Source organism: Natronosalvus halobius, assembly GCF_024138145.1.
GTDB classification, from domain to species: Archaea; Halobacteriota; Halobacteria; order Halobacteriales; family Natrialbaceae; genus Natronosalvus; species Natronosalvus halobius.
In genome coordinates this window covers 2085243-2107840 of the sequence record NZ_CP099997.1, presented here as the reverse complement: position 1 = coordinate 2107840, position 22598 = coordinate 2085243, and the positions used below count along the sequence as shown (strand labels likewise).

Annotated in this window: 21 protein-coding genes; 6 read left to right on the top strand and 15 right to left on the bottom strand. The window is 58.9% G+C overall.

Going from position 1 to position 22598, the window contains the following annotated elements:
• Window positions 1–118 precede the first annotated feature (118 nt).
• The 5 genes from brxC to NGM15_RS10360 form a co-directional block, all read right to left on the bottom strand.
• A complete protein-coding gene (gene brxC / locus NGM15_RS10380; RefSeq protein WP_253430473.1) occupies window positions 119–3739 on the bottom strand; it encodes a BREX system P-loop protein BrxC in 3621 nt (1206 codons plus the stop codon).
• A 1-nt stretch (window position 3740) separates the two neighbouring features.
• Window positions 3741–4277, bottom strand: coding sequence for a BREX protein BrxB domain-containing protein (locus NGM15_RS10375; RefSeq protein WP_253430470.1), 537 nt, complete (start codon window positions 4275–4277; stop codon window positions 3741–3743).
• A gap of 13 nt (window positions 4278–4290) precedes the next feature.
• Window positions 4291–5082, bottom strand: coding sequence for a BrxA family protein (locus NGM15_RS10370; protein WP_253430467.1), 792 nt, complete (start codon window positions 5080–5082; stop codon window positions 4291–4293).
• Complete coding sequence (locus NGM15_RS10365; protein ID WP_253430465.1) at window positions 5082–5687, bottom strand: BrxE family protein; 606 nt, start codon at window positions 5685–5687, stop codon at window positions 5082–5084. Before NGM15_RS10365 ends, NGM15_RS10370 begins: the two co-directional genes overlap by 1 nt.
• A 68-nt stretch (window positions 5688–5755) precedes the next feature.
• Window positions 5756–6907 carry a hypothetical protein gene (locus NGM15_RS10360; RefSeq protein ID WP_253430462.1) on the bottom strand — a complete coding sequence of 384 codons (1152 nt, stop codon included), beginning with the start codon at window positions 6905–6907 and terminating at the stop codon, window positions 5756–5758.
• Between the two features lie 506 nt (window positions 6908–7413).
• Here NGM15_RS10360 and NGM15_RS10355 point away from each other — a divergent pair.
• Entirely contained in the window at window positions 7414–8271 is an 858-nt protein-coding gene (locus NGM15_RS10355) for a hypothetical protein (RefSeq protein WP_253430460.1), read from the top strand.
• A gap of 898 nt (window positions 8272–9169) precedes the next feature.
• Here NGM15_RS10355 and NGM15_RS10350 read toward each other — a convergent pair.
• Complete coding sequence (locus NGM15_RS10350) at window positions 9170–9619, bottom strand: DUF4268 domain-containing protein (protein ID WP_253430457.1); 450 nt, start codon at window positions 9617–9619, stop codon at window positions 9170–9172.
• Between the two features lie 527 nt (window positions 9620–10146).
• Here NGM15_RS10350 and NGM15_RS10345 point away from each other — a divergent pair.
• The gene (locus tag NGM15_RS10345; RefSeq protein WP_253430454.1) at window positions 10147–10329 is read left to right on the top strand and encodes a hypothetical protein; all 183 of its coding nucleotides are present in this window, start codon (window positions 10147–10149) and stop codon (window positions 10327–10329) included.
• A 2-nt stretch (window positions 10330–10331) separates the two neighbouring features.
• Here the strand turns inward: NGM15_RS10345 and NGM15_RS10340 are convergent, their stop codons facing one another.
• Window positions 10332–11405, bottom strand: a complete 1074-nt coding sequence (locus NGM15_RS10340; protein WP_253430451.1) for a tyrosine-type recombinase/integrase — start codon at window positions 11403–11405, stop codon at window positions 10332–10334.
• A gap of 729 nt (window positions 11406–12134) precedes the next feature.
• Here NGM15_RS10340 and NGM15_RS10335 point away from each other — a divergent pair.
• A complete protein-coding gene (locus NGM15_RS10335; RefSeq protein ID WP_253430449.1) occupies window positions 12135–12302 on the top strand; it encodes a DUF1931 family protein in 168 nt (55 codons plus the stop codon).
• Between the two features lie 149 nt (window positions 12303–12451).
• On the opposite strand, the gene NGM15_RS10330 is transcribed toward NGM15_RS10335, so the two are convergent.
• Window positions 12452–13495, bottom strand: a complete 1044-nt coding sequence (locus NGM15_RS10330) for an MBL fold metallo-hydrolase (RefSeq protein WP_253430447.1) — start codon at window positions 13493–13495, stop codon at window positions 12452–12454.
• A 111-nt stretch (window positions 13496–13606) separates the two neighbouring features.
• Between NGM15_RS10330 and NGM15_RS10325 the strand changes: the two genes are divergently transcribed.
• The gene (locus NGM15_RS10325) at window positions 13607–13765 is read left to right on the top strand and encodes an HVO_A0556 family zinc finger protein (protein WP_253430444.1); all 159 of its coding nucleotides are present in this window, start codon (window positions 13607–13609) and stop codon (window positions 13763–13765) included.
• A gap of 278 nt (window positions 13766–14043) precedes the next feature.
• Here the strand turns inward: NGM15_RS10325 and NGM15_RS10320 are convergent, their stop codons facing one another.
• The 5 genes from NGM15_RS10320 to NGM15_RS18800 all read right to left on the bottom strand — a co-directional run bounded on the left by NGM15_RS10320 (window position 14044) and on the right by NGM15_RS18800 (window position 19518).
• On the bottom strand, window positions 14044–16359 hold the full coding sequence (locus tag NGM15_RS10320) for a transglutaminase TgpA family protein (RefSeq protein WP_253430441.1): 2316 nt from the start codon (window positions 16357–16359) through the stop codon (window positions 14044–14046).
• Window positions 16356–17507 carry a DUF58 domain-containing protein gene (locus NGM15_RS10315; protein WP_253430438.1) on the bottom strand — a complete coding sequence of 384 codons (1152 nt, stop codon included), beginning with the start codon at window positions 17505–17507 and terminating at the stop codon, window positions 16356–16358. Before NGM15_RS10315 ends, NGM15_RS10320 begins: the two co-directional genes overlap by 4 nt.
• On the bottom strand, window positions 17504–18493 hold the full coding sequence (locus NGM15_RS10310) for an AAA family ATPase (RefSeq protein WP_253430435.1): 990 nt from the start codon (window positions 18491–18493) through the stop codon (window positions 17504–17506). Before NGM15_RS10310 ends, NGM15_RS10315 begins: the two co-directional genes overlap by 4 nt.
• A gap of 285 nt (window positions 18494–18778) precedes the next feature.
• Window positions 18779–18973: a cold-shock protein gene (locus tag NGM15_RS10305; RefSeq protein WP_253430432.1), complete on the bottom strand. Its 195-nt coding sequence runs from the start codon at window positions 18971–18973 to the stop codon at window positions 18779–18781.
• 134 nt (window positions 18974–19107) lie between these two features.
• Entirely contained in the window at window positions 19108–19518 is a 411-nt protein-coding gene (locus NGM15_RS18800) for a DUF7573 domain-containing protein (protein WP_311136443.1), read from the bottom strand.
• 241 nt (window positions 19519–19759) lie between these two features.
• On the opposite strand from NGM15_RS18800, the gene NGM15_RS10295 reads away from it, so the two are divergent.
• Entirely contained in the window at window positions 19760–19954 is a 195-nt protein-coding gene (locus tag NGM15_RS10295) for a DUF8024 family protein (RefSeq protein ID WP_253430430.1), read from the top strand.
• 54 nt (window positions 19955–20008) lie between these two features.
• On the opposite strand, the gene NGM15_RS10290 is transcribed toward NGM15_RS10295, so the two are convergent.
• Both NGM15_RS10290 and NGM15_RS10285 read right to left on the bottom strand, forming a co-directional pair.
• Window positions 20009–21088 (bottom strand): 5,10-methylenetetrahydromethanopterin reductase, encoded by a 1080-nt coding sequence (locus tag NGM15_RS10290; protein WP_253430427.1) that lies wholly within the window; start codon window positions 21086–21088, stop codon window positions 20009–20011.
• A complete protein-coding gene (locus NGM15_RS10285; RefSeq protein ID WP_253430424.1) occupies window positions 21088–21858 on the bottom strand; it encodes a coenzyme F420-0:L-glutamate ligase in 771 nt (256 codons plus the stop codon). Before NGM15_RS10285 ends, NGM15_RS10290 begins: the two co-directional genes overlap by 1 nt.
• A 165-nt stretch (window positions 21859–22023) precedes the next feature.
• On the opposite strand from NGM15_RS10285, the gene NGM15_RS10280 reads away from it, so the two are divergent.
• Window positions 22024–22590, top strand: coding sequence for a DUF6789 family protein (locus NGM15_RS10280; protein ID WP_253430421.1), 567 nt, complete (start codon window positions 22024–22026; stop codon window positions 22588–22590).
• The last annotated feature ends 8 nt before the right edge of the window (window positions 22591–22598 follow it).

Below are 22598 nucleotides of genomic sequence, written 5' to 3'. Positions count from 1 at the left end.
GTATCTCTTGTTGAATTAAACCTATACATCCACACCCTCAAATTCGTCACATAATCTCTGCCGGAAAGACGACAGTGGTACACACAATCTGAAATGAAGAACGTACAATGGACTCTAATTACTCGAAGTGTACCTCGACCTCTCCTTCCTCCTCGAGTAATTCGAGCACTTCCGTCCGAAGCCGGTCAATTGGCGCATCGAGGTCGGATTCCTCACTCACGACGACCCCACCAAAGAATTCCTCGAGTTCGACACGGTGGTGGGTGACGTTCTCGTCTTCTGGTCGAAGTTTATCGACGAGATCCCGAGCCGTCCGGCGATAAGAGTCGACGGTCTGGAGGTACTCACTCAACTGTTTGAGACTCGGATTGAGGTTCAGGTGCGAACGTCCATCGACATCGATGGAAATCGATGCATTCCCCATCCGGCTCGTCAACGGCTCGACCGCGGTCTCCAGGTCGTCGTTGTCGAGGTCAGCACCCAGAGCACGGACGTCGTCGGCTGCACGGGAGTACAACTCGTACCGTTTCGTGTAGAGATCCTCGTACGTTCGAGCGTAGGCGTTAGCGATCGTGTGATAATCCGTCTCGACGTTCGACCAGTTCTCCATGATCGCCGTCGAATCGATCTCACCCTCGAGTTGCCTAGCTGCCTCGTGGACGTCGTCGCTAATCTCGACGAACGACGACGTCTGTTCGAGCGTTTTGAACTCTTCCCACTCGTTTTCGAGGAACTCACGATAGATGGCGTACTTCTCGAGTTTGCCAGACTGGTCGAACTGGACGATTTTCTTCACCGTATCGACTAGATCTTCCAGTTCGTCCTTGTGCTCGAGGAACGCGTTGATCTTTGCGGCAGACGTACCTTTACCGCGGATCCCTTCGAGTATGGTAACGAGCCGCTTTGCTTCATCGCGGAGCGGGAAGAAGGCGTCGTCGAGTTTCGTCTGCCGCTCTTTGCACTTCTCAATCCACTCACTCGAGACCTCCGAAATCCCCTGTGCGACTTCTTGATCGGTTTGTTTGACCTTTTTATCGAACAGGATGTCCAGGGTCTGTTTCGCTTCGTTTCGAACTTCGGGGTCGACCGTCTCACGTTCCTTGAAGGAGGCATCCCGGAACTTCGAAATCTGTGTGAACACCTCCTGTGCACCGTCGTCGACGTAACTGTCGAACGTTTGCTCCTTGTAGATCGCCATGATCGAACCGTTCCGGAACAGCACGGCAGCCGCGAGCCTGACCACGTCGCGACTCCATCCATACGGTGGTTCCTCGAAATGTTCGATCAGCGCTTTCCCGGTGGGTACGTCACCGGTTTTCTCTCGAGCGTCGATCTCGTCGGCCACCTCACTTGCGATCCGAGCTTCCGGATTCAATTCGCCGTTGATGACGATATTCAGTTCTTTGAACACTGCCGGGTTCGACCGCCCTTCGATATCACCGAATAGAGCTTCGATATTCCGGTTGCTTACGCTTCCTAACCCGTCATCGAGTTTGGTGAAGACACGTTCAACCGCGTCTCGAGCCGGATCCTGGACGATTCGATCAAGTCGCGTGCCAGACTCCTCCAGATTCGTCTCGGTGCCGTGATAGATCAGCGTCCCCGTCTGGAAACCGGCATCAATGTCTCGCTCGACGCTTCGACGCATCCGTGTGAGATCTTCCTTCTTCTGGTCGAGTGCTTCCTGCTCTTCGGCACTGGTTTGCTGGCCTCGTTTCTCGGAAACGATCTGCTCGATCTGGGTAATGCGCTTGATTCGACTCTTGATGTCGTCTGCATCGCTGTCGTCGGCGATCCAGTAAATCGTGTCCCCCTGGTCGAAACTCTGGGTCTTCAGTGTCCGCGGATCGACCTCCTCGTACTGCTGATGAACGGGCGAGTACGCATGGAGATGAATGTACCCTTTGTCCGAAAGTTGCTCACCATCAGCCTCAATCGAGAGGGAAAACGCCTGTTCTCGGTACCGAACCGTATCGGCGTTGTCCAGGCTCTCGCGGACGAACGCTTTTGATCGACGGCGGATTTCGCCTTCGTTTACGTTGACCGAGGCGATTTCGTCTTCGAGTTTTCGTTCGGATTCTTGCAGGAACCGATACCCCTCCTCGCTTCGGCCGACGTACCCCTCCTCGACTAGCTGCTCGAGTACCTCCTCGATCTGACTCTCGAGGGCACTCATGTCGCCGATTTCGTCGTATAGTGTCGTCGCGACGTTCGCTGCCGTATTCGGAATCCAGTCGAGCCGCTGGAGCAGGTAGAGTGATTTCAGTACTCGACGTGCTAATTCCTCGTCGACTTCCTGTGGGGCCGCGTTGGCGATCGTCCGCTGATCGTCATCGTCGATGTCCTCGACGATCTCTTCGTACACCAGATCGAGCGTAGCGAGCGAACCCAGCTCTCGATCTCGCAGGTTGTGTGGTTCGTTGAAAACGCTCTGTGTAACGTCGATGAGTGTTCGTTCTCGTCCCGTTAACCGATCGTCTGACCCTCTTCCTCGAAGAGCGGCGAAGATCTGAGGGAGGATCTCTAGCTGATATGGCAGAAACGGGTAGCATTCTACGAAGGATTCCTCCTCGATGGACTCCATCTGACGGGACGAATGGAGTTTGTACCTGGCACTCAACCTTCCCTCGTTCTCGTCGTACAACGACTCGATCGACGGGATTGCCTCTCCCTTCTTCTGTAGAATTCGATCGCGGACGACGTCCTCGAGGTTGTCGGAGATTAGGTCAGTTTGGTGTGGGAATCGGTCCCCGACCTTTGATTCCTCGAGGTTTTTTGCGAGGACACCTGGAACGAGTTCCTCGAGTTTCTCCTGTGACGTGACGCCGAGCCACAGTTTACCCATACCCTGCTGGCCGAACTCTTCGGCGATGCTCTGTAACTCGAGGAGCATCTGTTCGTCGTCGCCGATGAACTGCGAAATTTCGTCGAGAAAGACGAAATAGCGCACGTCCTGGTCCGTCTTCCGTTCTTTCTGTTCGACGTAATTGAGAATTCGTTCCGCCAGCGAAGCAGGAGTGATCTCGGGCTCTTCTTTGACGTTCGTTATCGCATTTTTCGCGTCCTGTTCGTCGAAGCCGGGAACGGCATCGATAAGCCCCTGTTCGATTTTCGGCTCGACGAACGCTGCGGTTTGACGAACGTCTTCCCACTCTCGACCGTCCTCAGCCTCTACTGCTTCCTTGAACGCTTCGTATCGCCCTTCGTTTTCGAGATCCTCCTCGAGTCGAGCGACCCACGGGAGTTCTGCGTAGCCACGTTTCCGATTGAACTCGCGGTTGATGACGTCGGTGATCGAATCTTCCCCGGCCCTGCTCGTTCGCGACCCGATTTGGAACATCAGCACTTCAGAATCGAACGTTCGGCTCACGGCGTCGACGGTCGCCTTTAGCGTCTCGTCTTGCGCTCGCGGTTTGAACGCATCTGACGCCGATCGACCGTCTGGAAGGGTCTTATCCTCCAGTACGTAGCCGAGGATCTTCATGAAGTGGCTCTTCCCTGACCCAAAGAAACCGGAGATCCAAACGCCCGTCTCGTCAGTTGGATTGTGTTCCGTCTCCCGAATCGCTTCCAGAATCTTCAGATAGTGTTGCTCGAGAGAGCCGGTCAGCACGTACTCGTCGAGTTCCTGTTTAACCGTCTCCGTATCGTCTTGCTCGACCTTGACGACGCGGTTGATGTGTCGATCGATCTTCCGATAGAAGATGTCCTCAATCGTCGTAATCGTGTTTGAACTCATATTAGATCACCCGAGCGCGGTAGTATGCTCCCTCTGTTTTGTCGAGGAATTTTAAACTCTTGTCATCCTTGACCGCCGGATAGAATACCACGAACGGCGTCTCGATCTCGTTCTCCAGCTGCATGAGAATCGAGGAAATCCCTGCGAAGGGATACAAGATACCGGTTCGGTACACGACCGCGGTCTCGACATCACCGATTCGGCTTTTGATCGTTTCGGCGATGAGTCCCTGTTCATCCGTTCGACCGCCAAGAAGAACAGAAGAGAGTCCTTCGCTTAACTCACCTTCGTCAGCCTGCTCTTTCTCAATCACGGCATCGAGGATCCGTTCCTCCTCGAGGAGGGAAAAGACGAGATCGCGCATGTCGATGAGCTCGACTGATTGCCTCCGGTTCCGGAGTTTTTTCACGTATGCATCAATTGTCTCTTCGACGGAGAGCTCATCTTTTGGGTCGTACGTGAAGACAATGAACGGCACACCTGTCCGTCGGCCAATCCGTTCACGGTTGTCTATCGTAAGCGACTCGAGTTCCTCCATTCGCGATTGTACGTTACTCGAAGTCATCGATAACCTCGTTAATGTCGTCGAATACCGGTTCGATCCGTTCGGTGCTGCCTCGTTTTTCGTATCGGACGTACCGTGGACTGATTCCTTGCAGTCGTCGTCGCACCTCGTCTTCGTCAAAGAGAAAGAGCCGCCAATCAGGATGTGAAACGAGCTCGTCGACAGTTTCAGCATCGCTTCCGTATAGTCGATAGCAAACGTACGCGATCGCTTCGTCTGGCACGTAGAACACCGCAAACTCTTTTTCCTGTACTCCCTTCAACAGCCCAAAGTTCTTAAGAGAACTCAGATACTTCGTACTCGCTTCTTCGAGCGTACTCTGCGACCAGTCCTGTATCTCGGGGTGATCTTCCCCTAATTCAGTGATGTACGCCCGGATTTCGGGTGCTTGAATAAGGAGCGCTCCCGACGTATATTTCTGATACAGGAAATCGACTGTCACACGATGGATCAGACTATTCTGGGAAAACTCGTAATAAAGAATCCACTCTTTGACGGACTCGTCGACGTCTGAAGCGAGTACACGCATCAACGGGGTTTCGACGTACTCGTCTTCGCGAGGAATATACCGACGAGCAATCTCACGAAAGACGCGCCTTCGATACTTGTTGGTCTCCTTGTTCAGAATGTTCTTCTCAATCACACGTTCTTTGACAACATCGAACGATTCGTGCTCAACATATTCCTCGAGAATGCGCTTTGTCTCCTCAATGTACGTCGTGTTGTGTGCTATCCACGAATCGTACTCTACGTCGTCCGGATCTACTGGTTGTTTCATCATCGGTCGATGGTGTAATAGGGCACTCGGAGGGTGGCTGAAGTCGACTGACCATACGCGAGTACACACCGACGGGCAACGTCCCGGAGCGTGTTTCGTGATTTCAGGTCTGTTTCATCGTTAACCTCGCCGAGCAGTATCGTCGAGTCTGTCGTCGACGAAACGGGTTCAGCGTCACTGGCGAGACGCTCAGACCAGCCTGGCTCTTCAATCGTCTTCGAGAGTGATTCGAGTACCTGGAAGGACTCCTCTTCATCTACTACGCTCTCGAGCTCGGCGTCGATCTGTGATTCGGCTGTCGGCCCGAGATAGAAGAGAGAAAGTGAATCTTCGGGAACGTGCTCTTGCTCCACCTTTCGACCGATGCGCTGTGCAAGTTCAATACGAGACCTCGTTGCCGTCTTGGGCGTTACCTCTTCGAGCCGGTCACGTCCGGTTTCGGTCAATACAATAGAATCCCACCAGTCGTTGTTGCCATCTTCTCCTAATCGTTCGATGAGGAGTCGATACGAGAGCACTTCACGCGCTAACGCATCCTCTACGCCAAGTGATCCTAACTCGTCTTGAACAGTTGTGAGAGTTTCCTCGAGTGATCCGGTTGACATACTGTACCGATTGGTGACCGTCCCTATAGTATTCACGTGTCTTGGTTCCACGAACAGTATCGATCTAATTATTCTGTTGACGTCTCGAGCGCTCGAGTGTTCTCGCTGGCGATCTCTTTCAGATATTGCTCGTAGAGGTCTGCATCGAGTATCTCACGAAAAGCATCTGAATCGCTATTCGTAGTATAACTCCCGAGAGCACCTAGCCCTGCTCCTGCAACCGCTCCTTGTCTTCGACTACCGGTGACATCGTCACTCATTGCGAATTCTGCACCTGCTTCGGCTCCTGCGAGAATTGCTTCCGGATCGGCGGCGACGATCCATTTTGCGTATTCCTCGGGGGCAAGCTGGGTTCCAAGGTGTGTGAACGCACCGAGTAACGTACCGGTCACTTCCCCATCGATATTTTCGAGGCCTTTGCCTGCCTGTGCTAGCGCGGTCACGTGGGCAGCGAGCGCCTCTGGATCTATCTCAGCTAATGGTGACGCTTTACTCCCGCTAGCGTGAACGCCAGCAGCACCACCAAGAACGAAATACGCGGCCAGCCACAAAGGTGTTGAACCGGGCGCTACTCTGGCTAGTGGAAGAGCTGCTTGCCCGACGCTTACGCCCCATTTCCCGACTTCTTCCGGGTCAGACTGTTTGAACGTCTCACGGGCCTGTTCAAACCCTTTTTCGGCCCGCTCTTTTGCTCGCCGTTGGGCACGTTCTGCCGGTGTCTCGAGCTCTCGACGGAGTTCTTCAACTGATGACGCCTCGCTTACCATCTCGTCCAGTGATCGACTCGATTGTTCTTCTCGTTCGATGAGCCTGTTTAACTGAGGGACGAGAGTCTCGGGGTCGTTTGTTTTTGCCAGTAATTCATTGGCTTCGTCCATAGCCGCGTCTGGAACTCGATCGAGCCTCGAGCGGACATCGGCTTCGCTGTACTCGATCGAATCATTCCCTGCAATTGTGTACCCTGCTTCATCCGAATCAACTGCGACGCCACCAGCAATCGCCCCATGAGTCTCCTGAAGGTAGACGGTCAACTCTTCGAGTGCGGTTACCCCATAGTCATTAGAGAGGGGAATTGTGTAGTGAGCGCCTTCAGTTTCCAAAGCAAACAGGTTTCTCGAAATTCTCGATCGAAGCGAATTGCCGGTTTCGTAGTTCGTGGCTTTGATTTCGTCCAGTCTGATCTCGTGTTTCTGATCACCCCGTCGGTTTCCAGCGATCATTACCCACCTCGAGTCAGTGATGAGGTGAAGCACCCGAAACCGACGCGATCGCTCAATCTTCTTTGGGGCTGAAGGGCCATTGAACGCGGGTGTATGGCGACTTGAGTGGAATAAAAAATGAGGCTGTTCATCAGACCGAAGGAGCCGGTATACCGGATCGTCGTGTAGTCGATAGCGTATGATCCCGATTTTAGTTTTAGTCAAGCGTTCCGCTGTGACTGCCTCGTGTTTCGCTTGTCTGGCGAGTATTTGTGCGCGCTCAATATCGGGATCAATCATACTTCGACAAGGTACATGTTGGTAATATATGTTTTTGCCAATATCCGATGTAGCCAGGTATTCTGTGATAACTACTATATAGTGTGAGTGTTTGAGCACAGGAATTGACTTATTCAGACTGAGTTCATTCGTGTTACTGCAGGGAGGCTCAAAGTGTGCCGAGCCGTGCCAATGTTCAGTTCTGCTAATGCAAATATATTTAATATACCACTGTCAGATTTGTAACTATGAGTTACAATATTGCTGACCTGAACGTTGCGTTTTTCAGGCACAAATTTAGCGGAACAAGACCTGAAGAGGACGTTAGAAAGTTATGGAACCAACGGAAGGTAGGCTTGCATTGGGGTGAAAAATACAGTACCGACCCCTCGGATTATGACAACTCGACCGCTCAAAGTGAAATTCAGCGGTTAAACGATTTCGGTGAAAGAGGTGTTATTATAGCTGCTTACTACGGCAACGACTACGATATTCACTCAGATGAGATGTTGATCGGTGTCGTTCCTCCGGGTTCAAAGCCAGTTGGGGAAGACGTTGGCGATAGCATATTCAAAACCCTCTCGATGGATGATGAGATGATACACGTTGTATCGTTTAAAGACCATCCTGTTCTTTCTGCAGTGCGCCCACAAGGTCACTCTCTCTGCCGGTGGAAGGCTGCAGAAGACCAGGTACGGGCCGTAGTCCGAGAGGGACAACTCCCAGCAGAAGTCGGATCACTTTCCTCTGAGCAGTTAGAGGTTGCCTGCAACGAATTCCTACGGGTGCAATTTGAGGGGTATTTCCCGACGCTTCCCGTCGGTCGAACCCTCCGTGACGTGGATATTGTCGGCGGTACAGCGAGCGAACGTATTCTTGCTCAAGTAACCCAAGAGTCAGATACGAATAAACTGGAATCGAAGATCCAAAGGCTACGGAATTACGCTGATGAGAACGCTCGGTTGGTGTTATTTGGACCTGCTGAATACGAACCGAAAACTAAGGACAGCATAGATTACATCGCTGTCGAAGAGGTTTTCGATACCCTCTACTCCGACAAAAGCCACGGGCGAAAGATGCTTGATCGGATGCTGAACCCCGCCTAACCAACACGGCGATAGTATAGGGTAGAGGGTGGTCTTAGAACTATTCCGGTAGGATCGTTGACTGTCCCACTCGCCCCGGAGTTAGTGTAGAGGACATGCACCGTTTCCTCGAGTTGGTAGCTTTCGACCTTCCCATCGTCGGGGTCGATCTCGTCGCGGTCGAGCGTCACGTACGCGAGTGAATATTACTCGTCGTCGGGATGATGGTAGTAGACGAGGTCGGTCATTAGAATCGGTAACGTACCGGGGCACATAATGGCTATTTCTTGGGATCCTCGTAGATCCGAATATGGCTATTTGGACCGACCGAAATACTGGTTTTCGCGATAAAGCGGGGAACTCAGAACCCGACTACCTGTAGTCGATATTGCTCCCGCTAGATTACACCATAACGTCTCCGAGGGAGTACATCTCGTTACCCGAGTCGATATAGTCGATAAGATCGGTACTTAGACTCGTGTCGAGCCGGGAGATTTTTGTTGTCGTCGTCGTAAATTCGAATACGACTATTTCGATCGACTGAGGTGTCTGTTTTCGCGATAGAACGCTAACTCCAGACCCGACTCCTCCTAGTCGGGTTGTAAAGTCAATATGGCCCTTCTCAACGACCATTCAACCTTCGAACTGGGAGAACGGTAATGTGATCGAAGAATCCCGACTACCGCTAGTCGGCTATCATCACTTGACTCTCCCCCATTAGACTGTAATTTCATGCACCTCAGGCGACTCAGATGCGTCTTTTCGCGATTTAACGGATCCCAGTACGAGGTCGAATAACATTGGGGCCAGGGAGATCATTCCATCCTGGCATAGAGTTCGATGCTGCCCGATTGCAAACCATCCGTTGACCATTACGAGGAGTTGGTGAAGTTGGTGGAGTTGGTAATTTTAGCAACACTCACTTCTTCGCATCGAAACCGGCGAGGTAGGGGCCAGTAGCAAAATAGAGCCTTTCGGCCCGATCGATCAACCAGTCACAGTAATTCTCCCATTCATCTCTTCTATTTTCAAGATCGGCTTTCCGCCTGAGAATGAGCTTGTAGATTCCATCAGACGGTCTCCATTCTAACGGTTCCTCGAATGCCCCCGCAATTTCTTCCTGGTATTCACTGAGATGTTCAAAAATAGCTTCCCTATTCCGTGTTCTTCGGGCTACGAGGTACACCATGATCTCATTGTCTCGCATTGGGAGATTGAAACTGTAGCCAACCGAATCCGTCAAATGACGTTGTGGTCTCCAGTTGTCGTTCTCTGAATCAGCTCGAGTCGTTTCACGAAGTGGGGTATTGGGTCTTCGTCTAATCGAATTGTTGAGTTCTTTCCAAAAGAGTTGGCGAGCCTCGCTCATATAGTCACTCCTTGTGATAGATATATTGTTAGATAACCCCTATTCGGACTTACTGGATAGCATTCGCCAGAACCAATTCCTCGCGCGCACCAATTTTGATCGCGAATATTCAATCTGAATAGTTGCTAATTCACCCTATTATATCTGGATTGGATTATTATGCAAATTGACCAACTAGGCGATGCAGTCTATCGCTTTTTGAGGGGAAAGTACACCCTCCACAAGAAGTGAGAATTTAATACGTCTGTCCGAGTCGATCTACCTGTACAAGTCCGCAACACTGGGTTGCAGGAAGATAGAACGGAGACGGTTGAACAGAGCCATTCTGGCTCTGACCAATACCGACCGCTCGATCGGGCCGAGAGTATCACTACCAGTCAGTGACTGGCAAGACTCTCTACCCTCTCGAGATCAGCCACACACCACCATACGAAAATCAGACTCAACAGAATGCCAACGAACACACCTCGCATTCAGGGACTGCAGAACCGCATACTGACTACACCACCCACCACGGCGGTGATCCGATGAGTAACGCCGAAATCCGCCGCTATGCGGAATCGAATACTGATCTCCTGAGCCGGCTCCTGGCGTACGGAGATTCCGAGTCACGCGCGTACGCACTAACGGTTCTAGCGAACAGCGGGAACGTCGAGACCATCGATCGGGTGCAAGCGGAACTAGACCGAATAAAGCGCGACCTCGAATGACGTTATTCGTCGGGCAGACTCTCGACGAACTCCTGTGCTTCTTCGTAGAGATCGGGATCACTTTCGAAGAGATCCATCAACTCACGGTTCCGTTGGAAGTCAGTGAGGATTTCGGGGTCATCACTAGCAAGACGGAGGACAACGTCCCGGACGTCTCGTTGTGCCTCTTCGATCGAATCGACCGCATCGTACTCGAGCACCTGGCCACACCAGACACACTTACTCTCGTGAGGGGGGTTTTCCTTGGTACACCGAGGACATTCGACTGGGCCGATCGGCTCGGGTTCCTCTTCGTCGACCTCGAGACCGTGGAGTCGGGCGTACTCGGCTTCGCTATCGGTTCCGAAGCGAGCGACGTAGTGAGCAGTGGCGTCGCTCCCACGCTTTCGTCCTTGGCGATCCTCGATGAACGCCTGATTCATGCTTTTGCGCGCGAGGTAGGTCGCGTTGGACTTTCTGAAATTGGTCGGGGTGACCGATTTGGTGACGCCGGCTCGTTTAGCGGCGTCTTTGAAACAGTTCAGGAACTGCCGATAGCTGATTCCATCAGCGGTGTTCAGCTTCGACCAGAGTGGCGCTGTACTATCTTCCGGTGCTGGATGGTCACTAAGCCAACGCTTGAGATACGGTACACTGGGTATGAGATCGACCGAGCGCTGTCCGGTCTTCCCGTCGACCCAGATCCGGAGTCCGTGTTCGCCATCACTCACGTCGCCGACCGAGAGATTACGAAGCTCGTCCGCTCGAGGCCCCGCGTCGAAGGCGACGGTGATGAGTGCGGCATCTCGGGAGTTTCTCGCTGCGTCAACCATCGGTATGATATCTGCTTCCCACTCGAGCATGTCTGCCGGGTCGGGAACAGGATCGTGGCTGCTCGAGGTCCCGGACGGAACCCACTCGATACTCGATGGATAGTCTCCGCCTTCGGTGACGCGTTTGCCGAAGACGCGAAGGGCCGTTCGGTAGTCGTGATTCGTGTACTCGTTGTCGTACGTCCGGTTGATCCAGCGGACGATATCTTTCGCGGCGTCTTCGTCCTCGAGTGCCGCGGTAAGCTCCCCGGCTTCTTCAGCCATGATGGTGCAGTGGCGGAGGAGTTTGTTGTGACGATGGTCAGAATATTTGGATTTGAGGAGGTCGAGTTCGTCGCTGAACGCAATGAGAAGTTCCTTATCTTTCTCACTGATGTCATTAGATTCCTGGATCCTTTCGTGCAAGTTCGTGATCTGCTTTCGGATGTCCGGCATGTGTTGATTGGGGTATCTTTAATAAGTGGGACATTGAACCTTTCGTATATGTCCCGGCCTAGGCTCTTCTCACGTTGGTACTTCGTGTACGAGTGAGTTTCTCCTTCGGCCAGTCTCTCCCAGTCCTGATAGCCACTGTCCCGTACTACGAGCGGTTCGTCGGTCGTTCGAATCGGAACCGTCTCAGTGATATCGCTGACCAGATCAGGCGGTTATACGAGATGAAACGTCCATCGCGATCGAATGGTCCCATCGGTGCAGTCGTCCTCCACGGTGAGGTCGTCCTCCACAGTGAGGTCGTCCAACATCCACGAACGCCGTGAACGGGGCCGCCGTTCTTCAGCCGGGATGGCGGTAGGCCGTCTCGAGAGCGCGCGCGAGCGCGTTCGAGGGCAGTTTGGGCCGATTCGAGGGGGTCCGACGGTCCCCGGAACTTCATTCGACATATACTTTCTGGTGGGTAGTGTGCGTAAAGACGCTCTATCGGGCCGCTCGAGCCCGAATTCGCCGCTCACAAACAGAACCTTTATAGTAGGGAAACGGGAACGGGTATTCTGTATGGCAGACCTTATCGTCAAAGCCGCCGTAAAGGAAGCACTCGATGACAAAAACGTCGCTTCGGACTTCTACGAAGCACTCGACGAGGAAGTGTCCGAGCTGCTCGAGGATGCTGCCCGACGTGCCGAAGACAACGACCGGAAGACGGTCCAGCCCCGCGACCTGTAAGGGACGCCACTGACTTTCATTTTATCGAGCGCTAACCGGTGAGCGACGGCTCTGGCCGGCCCGTACTAATCTACACCGAGGACTGACGCGACCAGTTCGAACACAGTCACGCGTCGAGCGGCTCGTCCAGGACGGGGCGAGATGTGAGATCAGCGGACGGCGTCCGAGAGGGGCCAGCGGTCGTCGGTCGGGGATTCGAGTTGGGCTCGCCCGTCGTCGGTGAGTCGGTAGTGGATGCTCGCGGCATCGCTGTCAGCCCCGCCCGTCTCGCGGTCGGCAGTTACGGCGCCGTGTTCACGCAAGTGCTCGAGGTGGGCGTACGCCTCGCCGGGTCCGTGGAGGATGTGGATGTCGGTGAGGTCGCCGAAGAGACGGGCGCTGATCGTCCAGGCGTCAGCGGGACCGGTGTCGGCCAGCACGTTCGCGACCCGGTAGGCGCGTTCTTCGTGGTGAGTCAGGATGTAGCGAGCACGTCCTGCGGGGTCGTCGATCGGATCGCGGTGACCTGGCCAGGCGCACGAGTAGTCGGCCTCGATCAGCGCCTCGAGCGTCTCCACGTACGCCGAGAGTGCTCCCTCGAGGCGGACGTCCGCGCCGCCGACGTTCGGGGTGTACTCGGGGAGGAGGGCGTCGCCGGTGTAGACCTCGTCGGGTGCGTCGGCGGGGACGAAACAGCTCAGGCCGGCCGTGTGTCCAGGCGCGTGGCGAACCTCGAGCGCCAGGTCGCCGAACGAGAGGTGGTCACCGTCCTCGAACGGTGTCACGTCGACGGATTCGCCGTAGATCCCCATCCCCTCGCCGGTATCGAGAAATTCGAGGAGTTCCTCGCGCGCGTCACTCGGCATACCCCAGTCCGCAAACAGTCGTCGCTGGCGGGTTTCGAGGTCGGTCCAGGCGTCCTGGTCGTGGGCGATCAGCGGTGCGTCGGCGGCGTGAGCGTGGACGGTCGCCCCGCTTTCGGCCTGAATCTCGCCGGCGAGTCCGGCGTGGTCGGCGTGATAGTGAGTGAGGACGATTGCGTCGAGATCCGTGAACTCGACCGCCTGCTCGCGAAGCCCCGTCTCGAGTTCGGCCCGGGTGTCCAGGACGGCGACGCCCGTATCGAGCAGGACGGTCGCCTCGCCGTCGAACAGATACGCGTTGTTGGCTCCCTCGAAGACGGTGTTCCCGAGGGAAATCCGATGAAACGTCATCGGCTGAGGTTTGGACTCGAGGGGTTACCCTGTTTTGATCCACGGCGGGGCGGTGAGGAGACTGCACTGGCAAGCCCAATCGTTTCTCTCGGCGGAGGCGACCCCCACGTTATGGCAACACGCATCGACGACGGGCGGCAGTTACTGGTCGCTCTCGAGGGAGAACCCTGTCCGTCCTGTCGGGCTGGCTCGCTCGTTCGAACCGAGTACAAGGGCAACAGCGCGGTCTGTTGTGAAGAGTGTGGGATGCCGCGGGTTCAGCTCTGGTAATCACGACGAACGAGTGTTCCAGGAGGCGTTGATCGATCGGATGGATGGGACGAACTGAATACGAGGTATCGATCCGTCTCATCACTTCGGATACGAGATAACGGTTCGTCTCATCACTTCGGATACGAGATAACGGTTCGTCTCATCACTTCAGATACGAGGTGTCGGTTCGTCTCTTCTCCAGGCTCGACCATCCATTACCCTTCCAGGCGTCGACTGACGAGTAAAGCCGGACGAACGCTATCGGTTTCACCCATCAGTTCGGGCCTGGAACGCCACTAGCGCCACAGCCGACCGACGAGCGGCGCCCGTTCGCGGGCGAGTGCCGTGACCAGCGAGACGGCCTCGTCGGCCGTGGCTTCGTCGACCCCACCGCCGTAGTGAGCCCGCTCGTAACACTCCAACACGCGTCTCGCACGCGGGTCTGTCAGGCCGACCCGCTCGAGCGAATCGACGTACTGGCGTCGCGATTCCCCGCGTTTGCGGGGCCGGAAGCGACGCGCGAGGACGAGTTCGAGACGCTCGTAGGCCCGGACGGTGTCCTCGGTGGGATCGCTGCGGAAGCCGTGCCAGTAGCGGCTGACTTCGCGGCTCACGAGCGAGCCGACTCCCGCTCGATGGCCCCCGGCGGCGAGACCGATCAGGAGTGCGACGCCGACGAGGAGGTCGCCGGGCGCGAACGGGATCAGGTCCTCCTCGTCCTCGTCGGTCGAATCGACGCCGCCGGTGCCGCCCGTGCCGTCTTCAGACGGGTTGCCGGGCTGGAGCGGATCCTGGGGCCCGCCTGGTCCGCCGGGGGTATCGTTGGTGTCGTTGGTGTCGTTCGTCTCGTTCCCCGACGGGTCGTCGCTGGTGTCGTTCGGATCGAGCAAATCGTCGATGTCGCCATCGACGTCGGGCACCGACTCGTTCTCTTCCGGACCGTCGACGGGAACGTCCTCGCTCTGGTCCGTGTCGACGCCTGATTCGTTGTCCTCGCGGGCCTGCTCGAGTCGCTCCTGGTGAGTGGCGTCCCGGGACGAGGAGGGCGTCGGCTCGAAGACGACCCAGCCCTGGTCGGGGAAGTAGACCTCGACCCAGGCGTGGGCATCGAGACCACGGACGACGTACTCGTTGTCGTCGACTTGCTGGCCCGTGGTGTAGCCGGTGGCGTACCTGGCGGGGATTCCCTCCGAGCGCAGCATCTGGGTCATCGTCGTCGCGAAGTAGACGCAGTAGCCCTCGTCCATCTCGAGCAGGAATTCCTCGGCGGCGTTGCCACCGGGCCGGTCGACCTCGAGGGTGTAGTCGTAGCCGTCCTGGAAGTACCGTTCGATAGCGGCGGCCTTCTCGTAGGGCGTCTCCGCGTCGGATTCGGCGATGATCTCGTCGGTTCGCGCGGCGAACTCGTCCGAACGACTCTCGGGCATCTGGAGGTAGTACTCCGTGATCGGCTCGGGATACTCCGTCCCGGCCTCGTTGAGGGTAGTGGGGTCGGCCTCGAGGACCGCGCTCTCGACGTTGTACGTGTCGCCGGCGATGAGCGGACCGTCGGGCATCGGCTGGCCGTGGTCGGACACGCGCGTGTGTGCCGTCACGTCGCCATCGAGTGCGGTCGGATTAGTGGCGACCGGCATCACCCCGAACTGGCGCTCGATGGTAATCGTGTGTTTGGCCGTCTCGTACTCCCCGTCCGGTTCGGGAAGGCCGACGTCGTCGTAGGGTGCGTCCGGGCCGCTCCTGACCCACGAATCACCCGTGTAGCGGTCGTACACCCCCGTTCGCCAGTAAGACGGCTCCTCCGTCACGACGGTGAAGTGAACCTCCGGCGAGAGGTCGACGCTGCCGGTAATTGTCGACCGATCGGGGTCGCTGTCGACGGCGCCGTCGAGCGTGCCCGGCTCGCTCTCGAGCAAGAACGTGGGGCTGGCGGCCCCGCCGGGGACGAACGTAATGGTCATCGAGAGGAAGACGATGATCGCGAACATGATCGCCAGGACGTCGGCCTGAGCGATCGACCCCTCGTGTCGGTCGAGTTCGCCGAACCCGACCGCGGCGATGCCGCCGACGACGCCCACGAGAGTCACGCCGATGCCAGCGTCCGTCGTCAATACGAGAAACAGGAGAGCTACTCCACCAGGAACGACGCTCAGGACGTACCGCTCGCGCATCGCGAGGTACCACGTGAGAAAGACCGGCGCGGGCGCAAAACCCAGCGTCCAGATGCCCGCCTCGAGCATCTGAATCAGTGGCATTCCGGTCGCGAGCGTGATCGTGTCCGAGATGAACTTGTCGGCCTGAGCGGCTGCGGCTCCCGGATTGTAGCCAGCGGCCTCGAGGTAGTACAGGAAGCCAATCGCCGTCGCGCCCAGGCCGATTGCGAGAGCCGTCCGCGGTCGGATCGCGTGGGCGAGAATCGTCGCTGCGATCACCATCGTGAGCACGAGGAGGTACAGCGACTGCGTGCCGCCGACGGTTCGCGTGATCTCACTCAGCGTGAAGACGATGGCCGCGAGGAGGACGAGCACGCCCGCCAGCGCGAGGGTTCGAAAGAGCGTCGTCGTCGATCCCTCGAGCGACGTGGCGATCGAGTTCGGAACGGTTCGCGTGCTCATACCGACACCCCCGTACCAGGCTCCTCGAGATCGTCACCGGAGGTACTGGAGGAACTGAACCCGCCAGACCCGTCGGCGCTCGAGCCACCGGACCCGTCGGTGGCTATCGCCGTCGATCCGGTCGAGGACTCGTCGACGGCGCCGCCGCGACGTTCGCGACGCCTGCGACATCCGCGAAGCCGGTCGAACGGAATTTCGTGCCCGTCGACGAGCACCAGGACACCCGACGCGTCCGCCTGGATGAGGACGTCCGCCTCCCGTCGAGCGCGGTCGTCGAGCTCGCCGGGACCGGCCACAGCGAGCTGTCGCAACACCTCGAGGTGGTGACGTTCGCCCGCGTCGGCCTCGAGAGTGCCCTCGGCGGTCGAGACGCCGACGGCGACGTCTTCCCTGAGCAGATACGTCGCCACGCTGGCGATGGCGGCGGCGAGGTCGTCGTCGCGTCCAGGAATGCACTCGCCGACGAGGTCGACCGAGCCAACGCGACCGTCGGCGACGAACTCCTTGACGACGAGTTCGTCGTCGGCTCGTTTGGCGGCGGACTTCCAGTGAATGTCTCGAAGAGAATCGCCACGGGTGTACTCGCGGAGGTGGTCGAACTCCTCGCGGTCGTAGGCGCCGACGGCGTCGTGAAGCAGCTGCAGGTCGTGTTTCGCGCCGCCCCGGAGGTCGTGAACTCGGGGATAGACCAGCACCTCGTCGGTCCGGTCGTACTCGAACCGCTGCTCGATGAGCCCGAAGACGTCGCTGACGACGACCGTGACCGGGCCGAGTTCGTGGATGCCGCGGCCCTCGAGGTCGATCTCGTAGGTGAGCGATTTGCCGTCGACGAGGGTCGTCTCCCGAACGTTGCCGTCGTCGACTGCGGACACGCCGTCGGGGAGGTTGTCTCGGACGGTGGCCGACAACGGCGACTCGACGTCGACGGTGAGTTCGACCGTTCGTCGCTCACCTGGATACCCTTCTCCGGTCGGAACCCGTCGGAGTCGCGGGCGGTCGACCCGCACGGCCGTGATCACGCCGGCGACGAGGACGAACGCTAGCGGCGCCACGACCGCGTTGAGCGCTCGCGAGCCGAAGCTGGCAGCCATCCAGAGACAGAAGCCGACGACGGCGACGGTCCCCCAGCCGCGTCGCGTGAGTCTCATGGCACGCGGACGTGTTCGAGGGCGTCCTGGACGATGGCCGCACCGTCGGTCTCGCGGCCGTTCGCGTTCGTCTTGATCCGGTGGGCGAAGACGTACGGCGCCTCGTGCTGGATGTCGTCCGGGATGACGTACTCCCGCTCGTCGAGCACGGCCCTCGCCTGGGCGGCCCGCAGGAGGGCAATGGTGCCGCGTGGACTCGCGCCGATGTGGGCGTGCTCGCGGGTGTAGCCGGCCAGTTCGCTCGCGTACTCCCGGACGGGGGGCTCGACGGCGACGTTAGCCACCGTCTCGCGTGCACGTACGATAGACTCGAGGTCGGTGACTGGCTCGAGCCCCTCGATGGGGTGGTGACCGACCGTACGACCGAGCATCTCGGCTTCCTCGTCGGTGTTCGGGTAGCCGAGCGAGAGTTTCTTCATGAAGCGATCGACTTCCGCGAACGGGAGTTCGTAGGTCCGGTTCGGTTCGATGGCGTTCTGGGTGGCGATGACGACGAACGGGTTCGGCAGCGGGCGGGTGTCGCCGTCGACGGTCACCTGGCGTTCCTCCATGGCCTCGAGCAGGGCCGACTGGGTCTTCGGCGGGGCGCGGTTGATCTCGTCGCCGAGCACTACGTTCGCGAAGACGGGGCCGTGCTGGAACTCGAACTCGCGGGTCTTCTGGTTGAAGACGTTGACGCCGGTGATGTCGGAGGGGAGGAGGTCGGGCGTGAACTGGACCCGTCGGAAGCTACAGTCGATCGAGCGTGCGATAGAGCGGGCGAGCATCGTCTTGCCGACGCCGGGGACGTCGTCGAGGAGCACGTGACCACGAGAGAGGATGGTGGTGATGACGTGGTCGACTTCGTCGTCGTGACCGACGATCACGCGCGTCACGTTCTCGCGAACCGTCTCGACGACGTCCGCGACGGCTGAGATGGGGAGTGGATCGATGGTTCCGAGCTGATTCGTCGTCTCCGGCTGGGATGAAGGATTGGCGTCGGTCATGGTGGTTGCGTGTCTGGAGGCCAGCGTAGCGGGTATACCCTGGATACACGGTCGATAGTGCTTCTTGTGCAATTGATCGACATATGTTTTGTGTCTTTCAGGTAAGGCTCGGTCCGTCGACAGGCGCTCGACGATGCGCCGCGACGCCTGGACGGCGGGATGGGAGTGATAGACTCTCGGATTGCCAGCGGGAAATAGTTGTACCCGCCCGTGTCCGACCGACGACGCTGTTGGCACTCACGTTGTAACGATCAGAAAACGATACCTCCGTCTGGCTCGACTGACTCAGAGTCGTTCGAGATTCGTCGCGCGCGGGCCTTTGTCGGCCTGCTCGATGTCGAACTCGACTTCCTGGCCCTCCTCGAGGTCAGGACCGCCGATGTCTTCCATGTGGAAGAACACGTCGTCGTCTGCGTCGTCAGTTTCGATGAATCCGTATCCGCCAGTGTCGTTGAAGAATGCGACCGTACCTTTCGCCATTGCGTTCGTACTAAGTAACGACGGAAGCATAAAGCTTCTGGAGGTGACACCCGGCCGCTGCCGAACCCGTTCGTCACCGATTATCGCGTGAAACTGGCCTCGAAAGGACCGTAGAGTCACAATTGTCGCACCGGTCACCACTCCTTACACGACGGACACACCAGTACGCCGTCGTCTCGCCAGACTCGGTCGACGCTCGAGTCACAGCGATCACAGGTGTAAGTCCCCCAGGCGTACGTCGAGCGGCCGGCGTCGGTGTCGCTCGACGAGGACGGGTCGGATTCGTCCGCGTCGTCCGTGTTCTGGGTACTCGAGGCAGTCGTTTCGCCCGACGACACGGCGGCGGATGCTTCCTCGGAATTAGCTTCTTCGGCACTCGTTTCCCCGGAATCAGCTTCTTCGGTACTCGCTTCCTCGGAATCTGCTTTCGTGGTATCCGATTCCGCGGCATCCGCTTTCTCAGCATCAGCTTCCTCGGTATCCGTCACCGACGCGGACGACCCCTCGTCCTGGACGTAGTCGGTGAGTCGTCTGTCCTCGGTCACGCGTGGCGATACGAACGCCCGAGGTTTATACTGTTTGTCGAGGCCGAATCGCCGTTCCCAGACCATCGTTTCGATACTCGTGACCCGAGCCGGCGAGTGCTGTCCTGGAGTCGGGTCTGAATCAGCATCCTGGCCAGAGGCGGCGATAGACGGCGCTCCTCGAGCGGCGCCGATCGATCAGGTCCGAACGACCGTCGACCAGACCGATATCGCCAAGTACCATCGCTGACAATCGTCGCACATGGCTTCCGTTCCGCTCCTCGACCCGATCGTCAGCAACCTGGTCGAAATGATCACCCAGTTCTCGAACGTCGCTACCGGCGATGGGTTCGCTCCCCTCCTGTTGCTGGTCGGGGCGATCCTGGTCGCCTTCAGCATGGGCGTATTCGGCGTGCTCGCCCTCGGCGGATTGGGCAGTCTCTTCTCGCTCGACTAGGCGTTTCCTCGCCCAATCGCTCGGTCGCCCCGGGTCGCCCCGGGCCGCCTCGCCTCACCCCTGCGCCTGCTCGAGCGCCCGCGCCGCCTGTTCGACCGCTCCCTCGAGGTCCGGCCCCAGCGGCGACCCGACGACGATGCCGTCGACGAACTCGAGGATCGACTCGAACCGTTTGGCGACCGTCTCCGGGGTGCCGGCGACGGCGAACGCGTCGATCATCGCGGGGGTGACGACCTCGAACGCCGCCGAGAGGTCGCCAGCCTCGAGGTGCCGACCGACCGCCTCCACCGCTGCCTCGTCGAGTCCGTGGCGCTCGATCACGGGCGGGGCAGCCCCGCCAGCGATGAACGCGACCGGCGGCCGGGCGGCCTCCCGCGCCGCGGCCTCCTCGTCGGCGACGCTCACACTCGAGAAGGCGAGCGCCTCGAACGAGCCGCGGTCGTCAGGGCGGTCCGTGAGGCCGATCTCGAGCTGGTCGGCGGCCCACTCGAGGTCTCGCGGGTGAGAGGCGTTGACGAGCACGCCGTCGGCGTGTTTCGCGCTCATGCGGAGCATGTGGGGGCCCTGAGCACCGACGTAGACTGGGATCTCGGTCGGCTCTAAATTAAGGGAGGCATCCTGGACGGTGAACGTCCCGTCGTGGGTGACGGTCTCGCCGGCCCAGAGGTCTCGTGCCACCGAGAACGCCTCGAGGACCCGCCGGAGGGGGCGGTCGTGTTCGATGCCGAGGTTCGACAGCGCCGAGCGGTCCCCGGCACCGATGCCGTACACGCCACGACCCCCCGAAATTTCGTCGATCGTCGCTATTCGGGTCGCGAGCGTCACCGGGTGATCCTGGAACGGGTTGACGACGCCGGGACCGAGGGCGATCGAGTCGGTTCGCTCGGCCATCCGCGAGAGCGTCACGAACGGATCCCGGTTGAAGTAGTGGCTGCTCGAGAATGCGACGTCGAAGCCCTCGGTTTCGGCGAGGGCCGCGAGGTCGGCGATCCGGTCCGGCGGGTGTTCGGGGGTGAGCTCGATTCCCCAGGTGGGACTCGAGCTACTCGCGTCGCTCGCGCCGGTCGAGTCAGTCGAGTCGCACGAATCGTTCGCGTCGGTCGCATCGCTCGAGCCGGAGTTCTCGGCCGTCATCAGCCTTCGTACCTCCAGTCCCGGAGCGCCTGTCGAACGAAGTCACCCTCGAGATCGCGAAAGAGCGCGTCGCTTCCCCCGTGATCGCCGAAGTCCCAGTCGCGGACGACCACGGCGGGCGTCCCGCCCGCGCCCTCGCCGGTCACCAGGTTCGCGGCCGAGGCGAGTTCGTCGACGACCGACTGGACGGTGACGCCCAGTTCGCGGCCGTCGCGGTCGCGTTCGCCCCGCCAGTCGCGACTCGCCGGGATCCCGGCCCAGCCGAGGGCGACGCCGCGCTGGCCGTGACGAAACGGCCGCCCGCAGGTGTCGGTGACGATCACGGCGACGTCCTCGATCCCGCGTTCGAGCAACCCGTTCCGAATGCGCTCGGCGCTCCCCGCTGGTCGCTTTGGTAGCAGGAGCAGGTCGTGATCCGGGACGTTCGAGCGATCGATTCCCGCGTTCACGCAGACGTGGCCGAAGCGGGTCTCAGTCAGCAGGAAGGGCGCCTCCATCACGAGTTCCGTGCTCTCCTCGAGGACCGCCTGAGCGAATCGGGGATCTTTCTCCTCGCCGGCGATTCCCTCCAGTCGCGTTGCGATCTCTCGGGCGCGCGGGCCCGCCGGGAAGTCCTCGAGGTCCGCCGCTCGGTCCTCCGCTTTGGAGACGACCGTGCTCGCCACCGTCAGCACGTCGCCGGCCTCGAGAGCCGTCCGCTCGGCGACGAGTTCCGCGAGGTCGTCGCCGGGGCGAATCTCGGGGAGGTCCGGCACCGCATTGAGTTCCATACTCGAGGGTGGGTCAGGAGGGTGAAAAACGCACCGTCACCGGAGACGGCGGCCGGTGCCACCGGTGCCTGACTGGTTGCAAAGCTGGAGGGATGCCGCCGGTGTCGGAAGGTGCACGCCTCGCGATTAAGTCGATGTCCGTGGTAGGTCCCAATCGTGACCAATATGGCTGTGGCTGACCACCTCCGACGCCTGCGTTCGATCGCCGGGACCGAGGGTCGTTCGAGCGAGGCGGACGACCGCCCGCGCGAGTATCACGTCGCCGACGCCGTCGCTCGAGGCGTCCAGGCCGGCTTCGTCGCGACGCTGATCATGACCGCCTTCCGCCTGCCGATCCTGCGCTCGTTGCCGCCGTCGGCGAACTTCTGGGCGCAGTACGTGACCGGCGACGATCCGAGCGACCACCCGGTCGCCGGCCTCGTCTTGCACTTCGTCTACGGAATCCAGGCGGGCGCAATCTTCGGTGCGCTGTTCTCACTGTACGACGCCGACCGGGCCATCGAGCCCGAGCAGCGCGGCCTCGTCTGGGGTGCGGTGTACGGCATGGCGCTGTCGGCGTTTGGCTCGCAGGTCATGCTGAAGGAGGTGCTCGACATTCGTCTCGAGTCCGACGAACTCGCGCTGTTTCACGCCGGCCACCTGGTGTACGGGCTCTCGCTGGGGGCCTGGGTTGGCTCGCGAACCGAGGGCGTCGAGGATCCCGAGGAGTACGAGTACGGCGACGGCAACTGAAGGGGCGG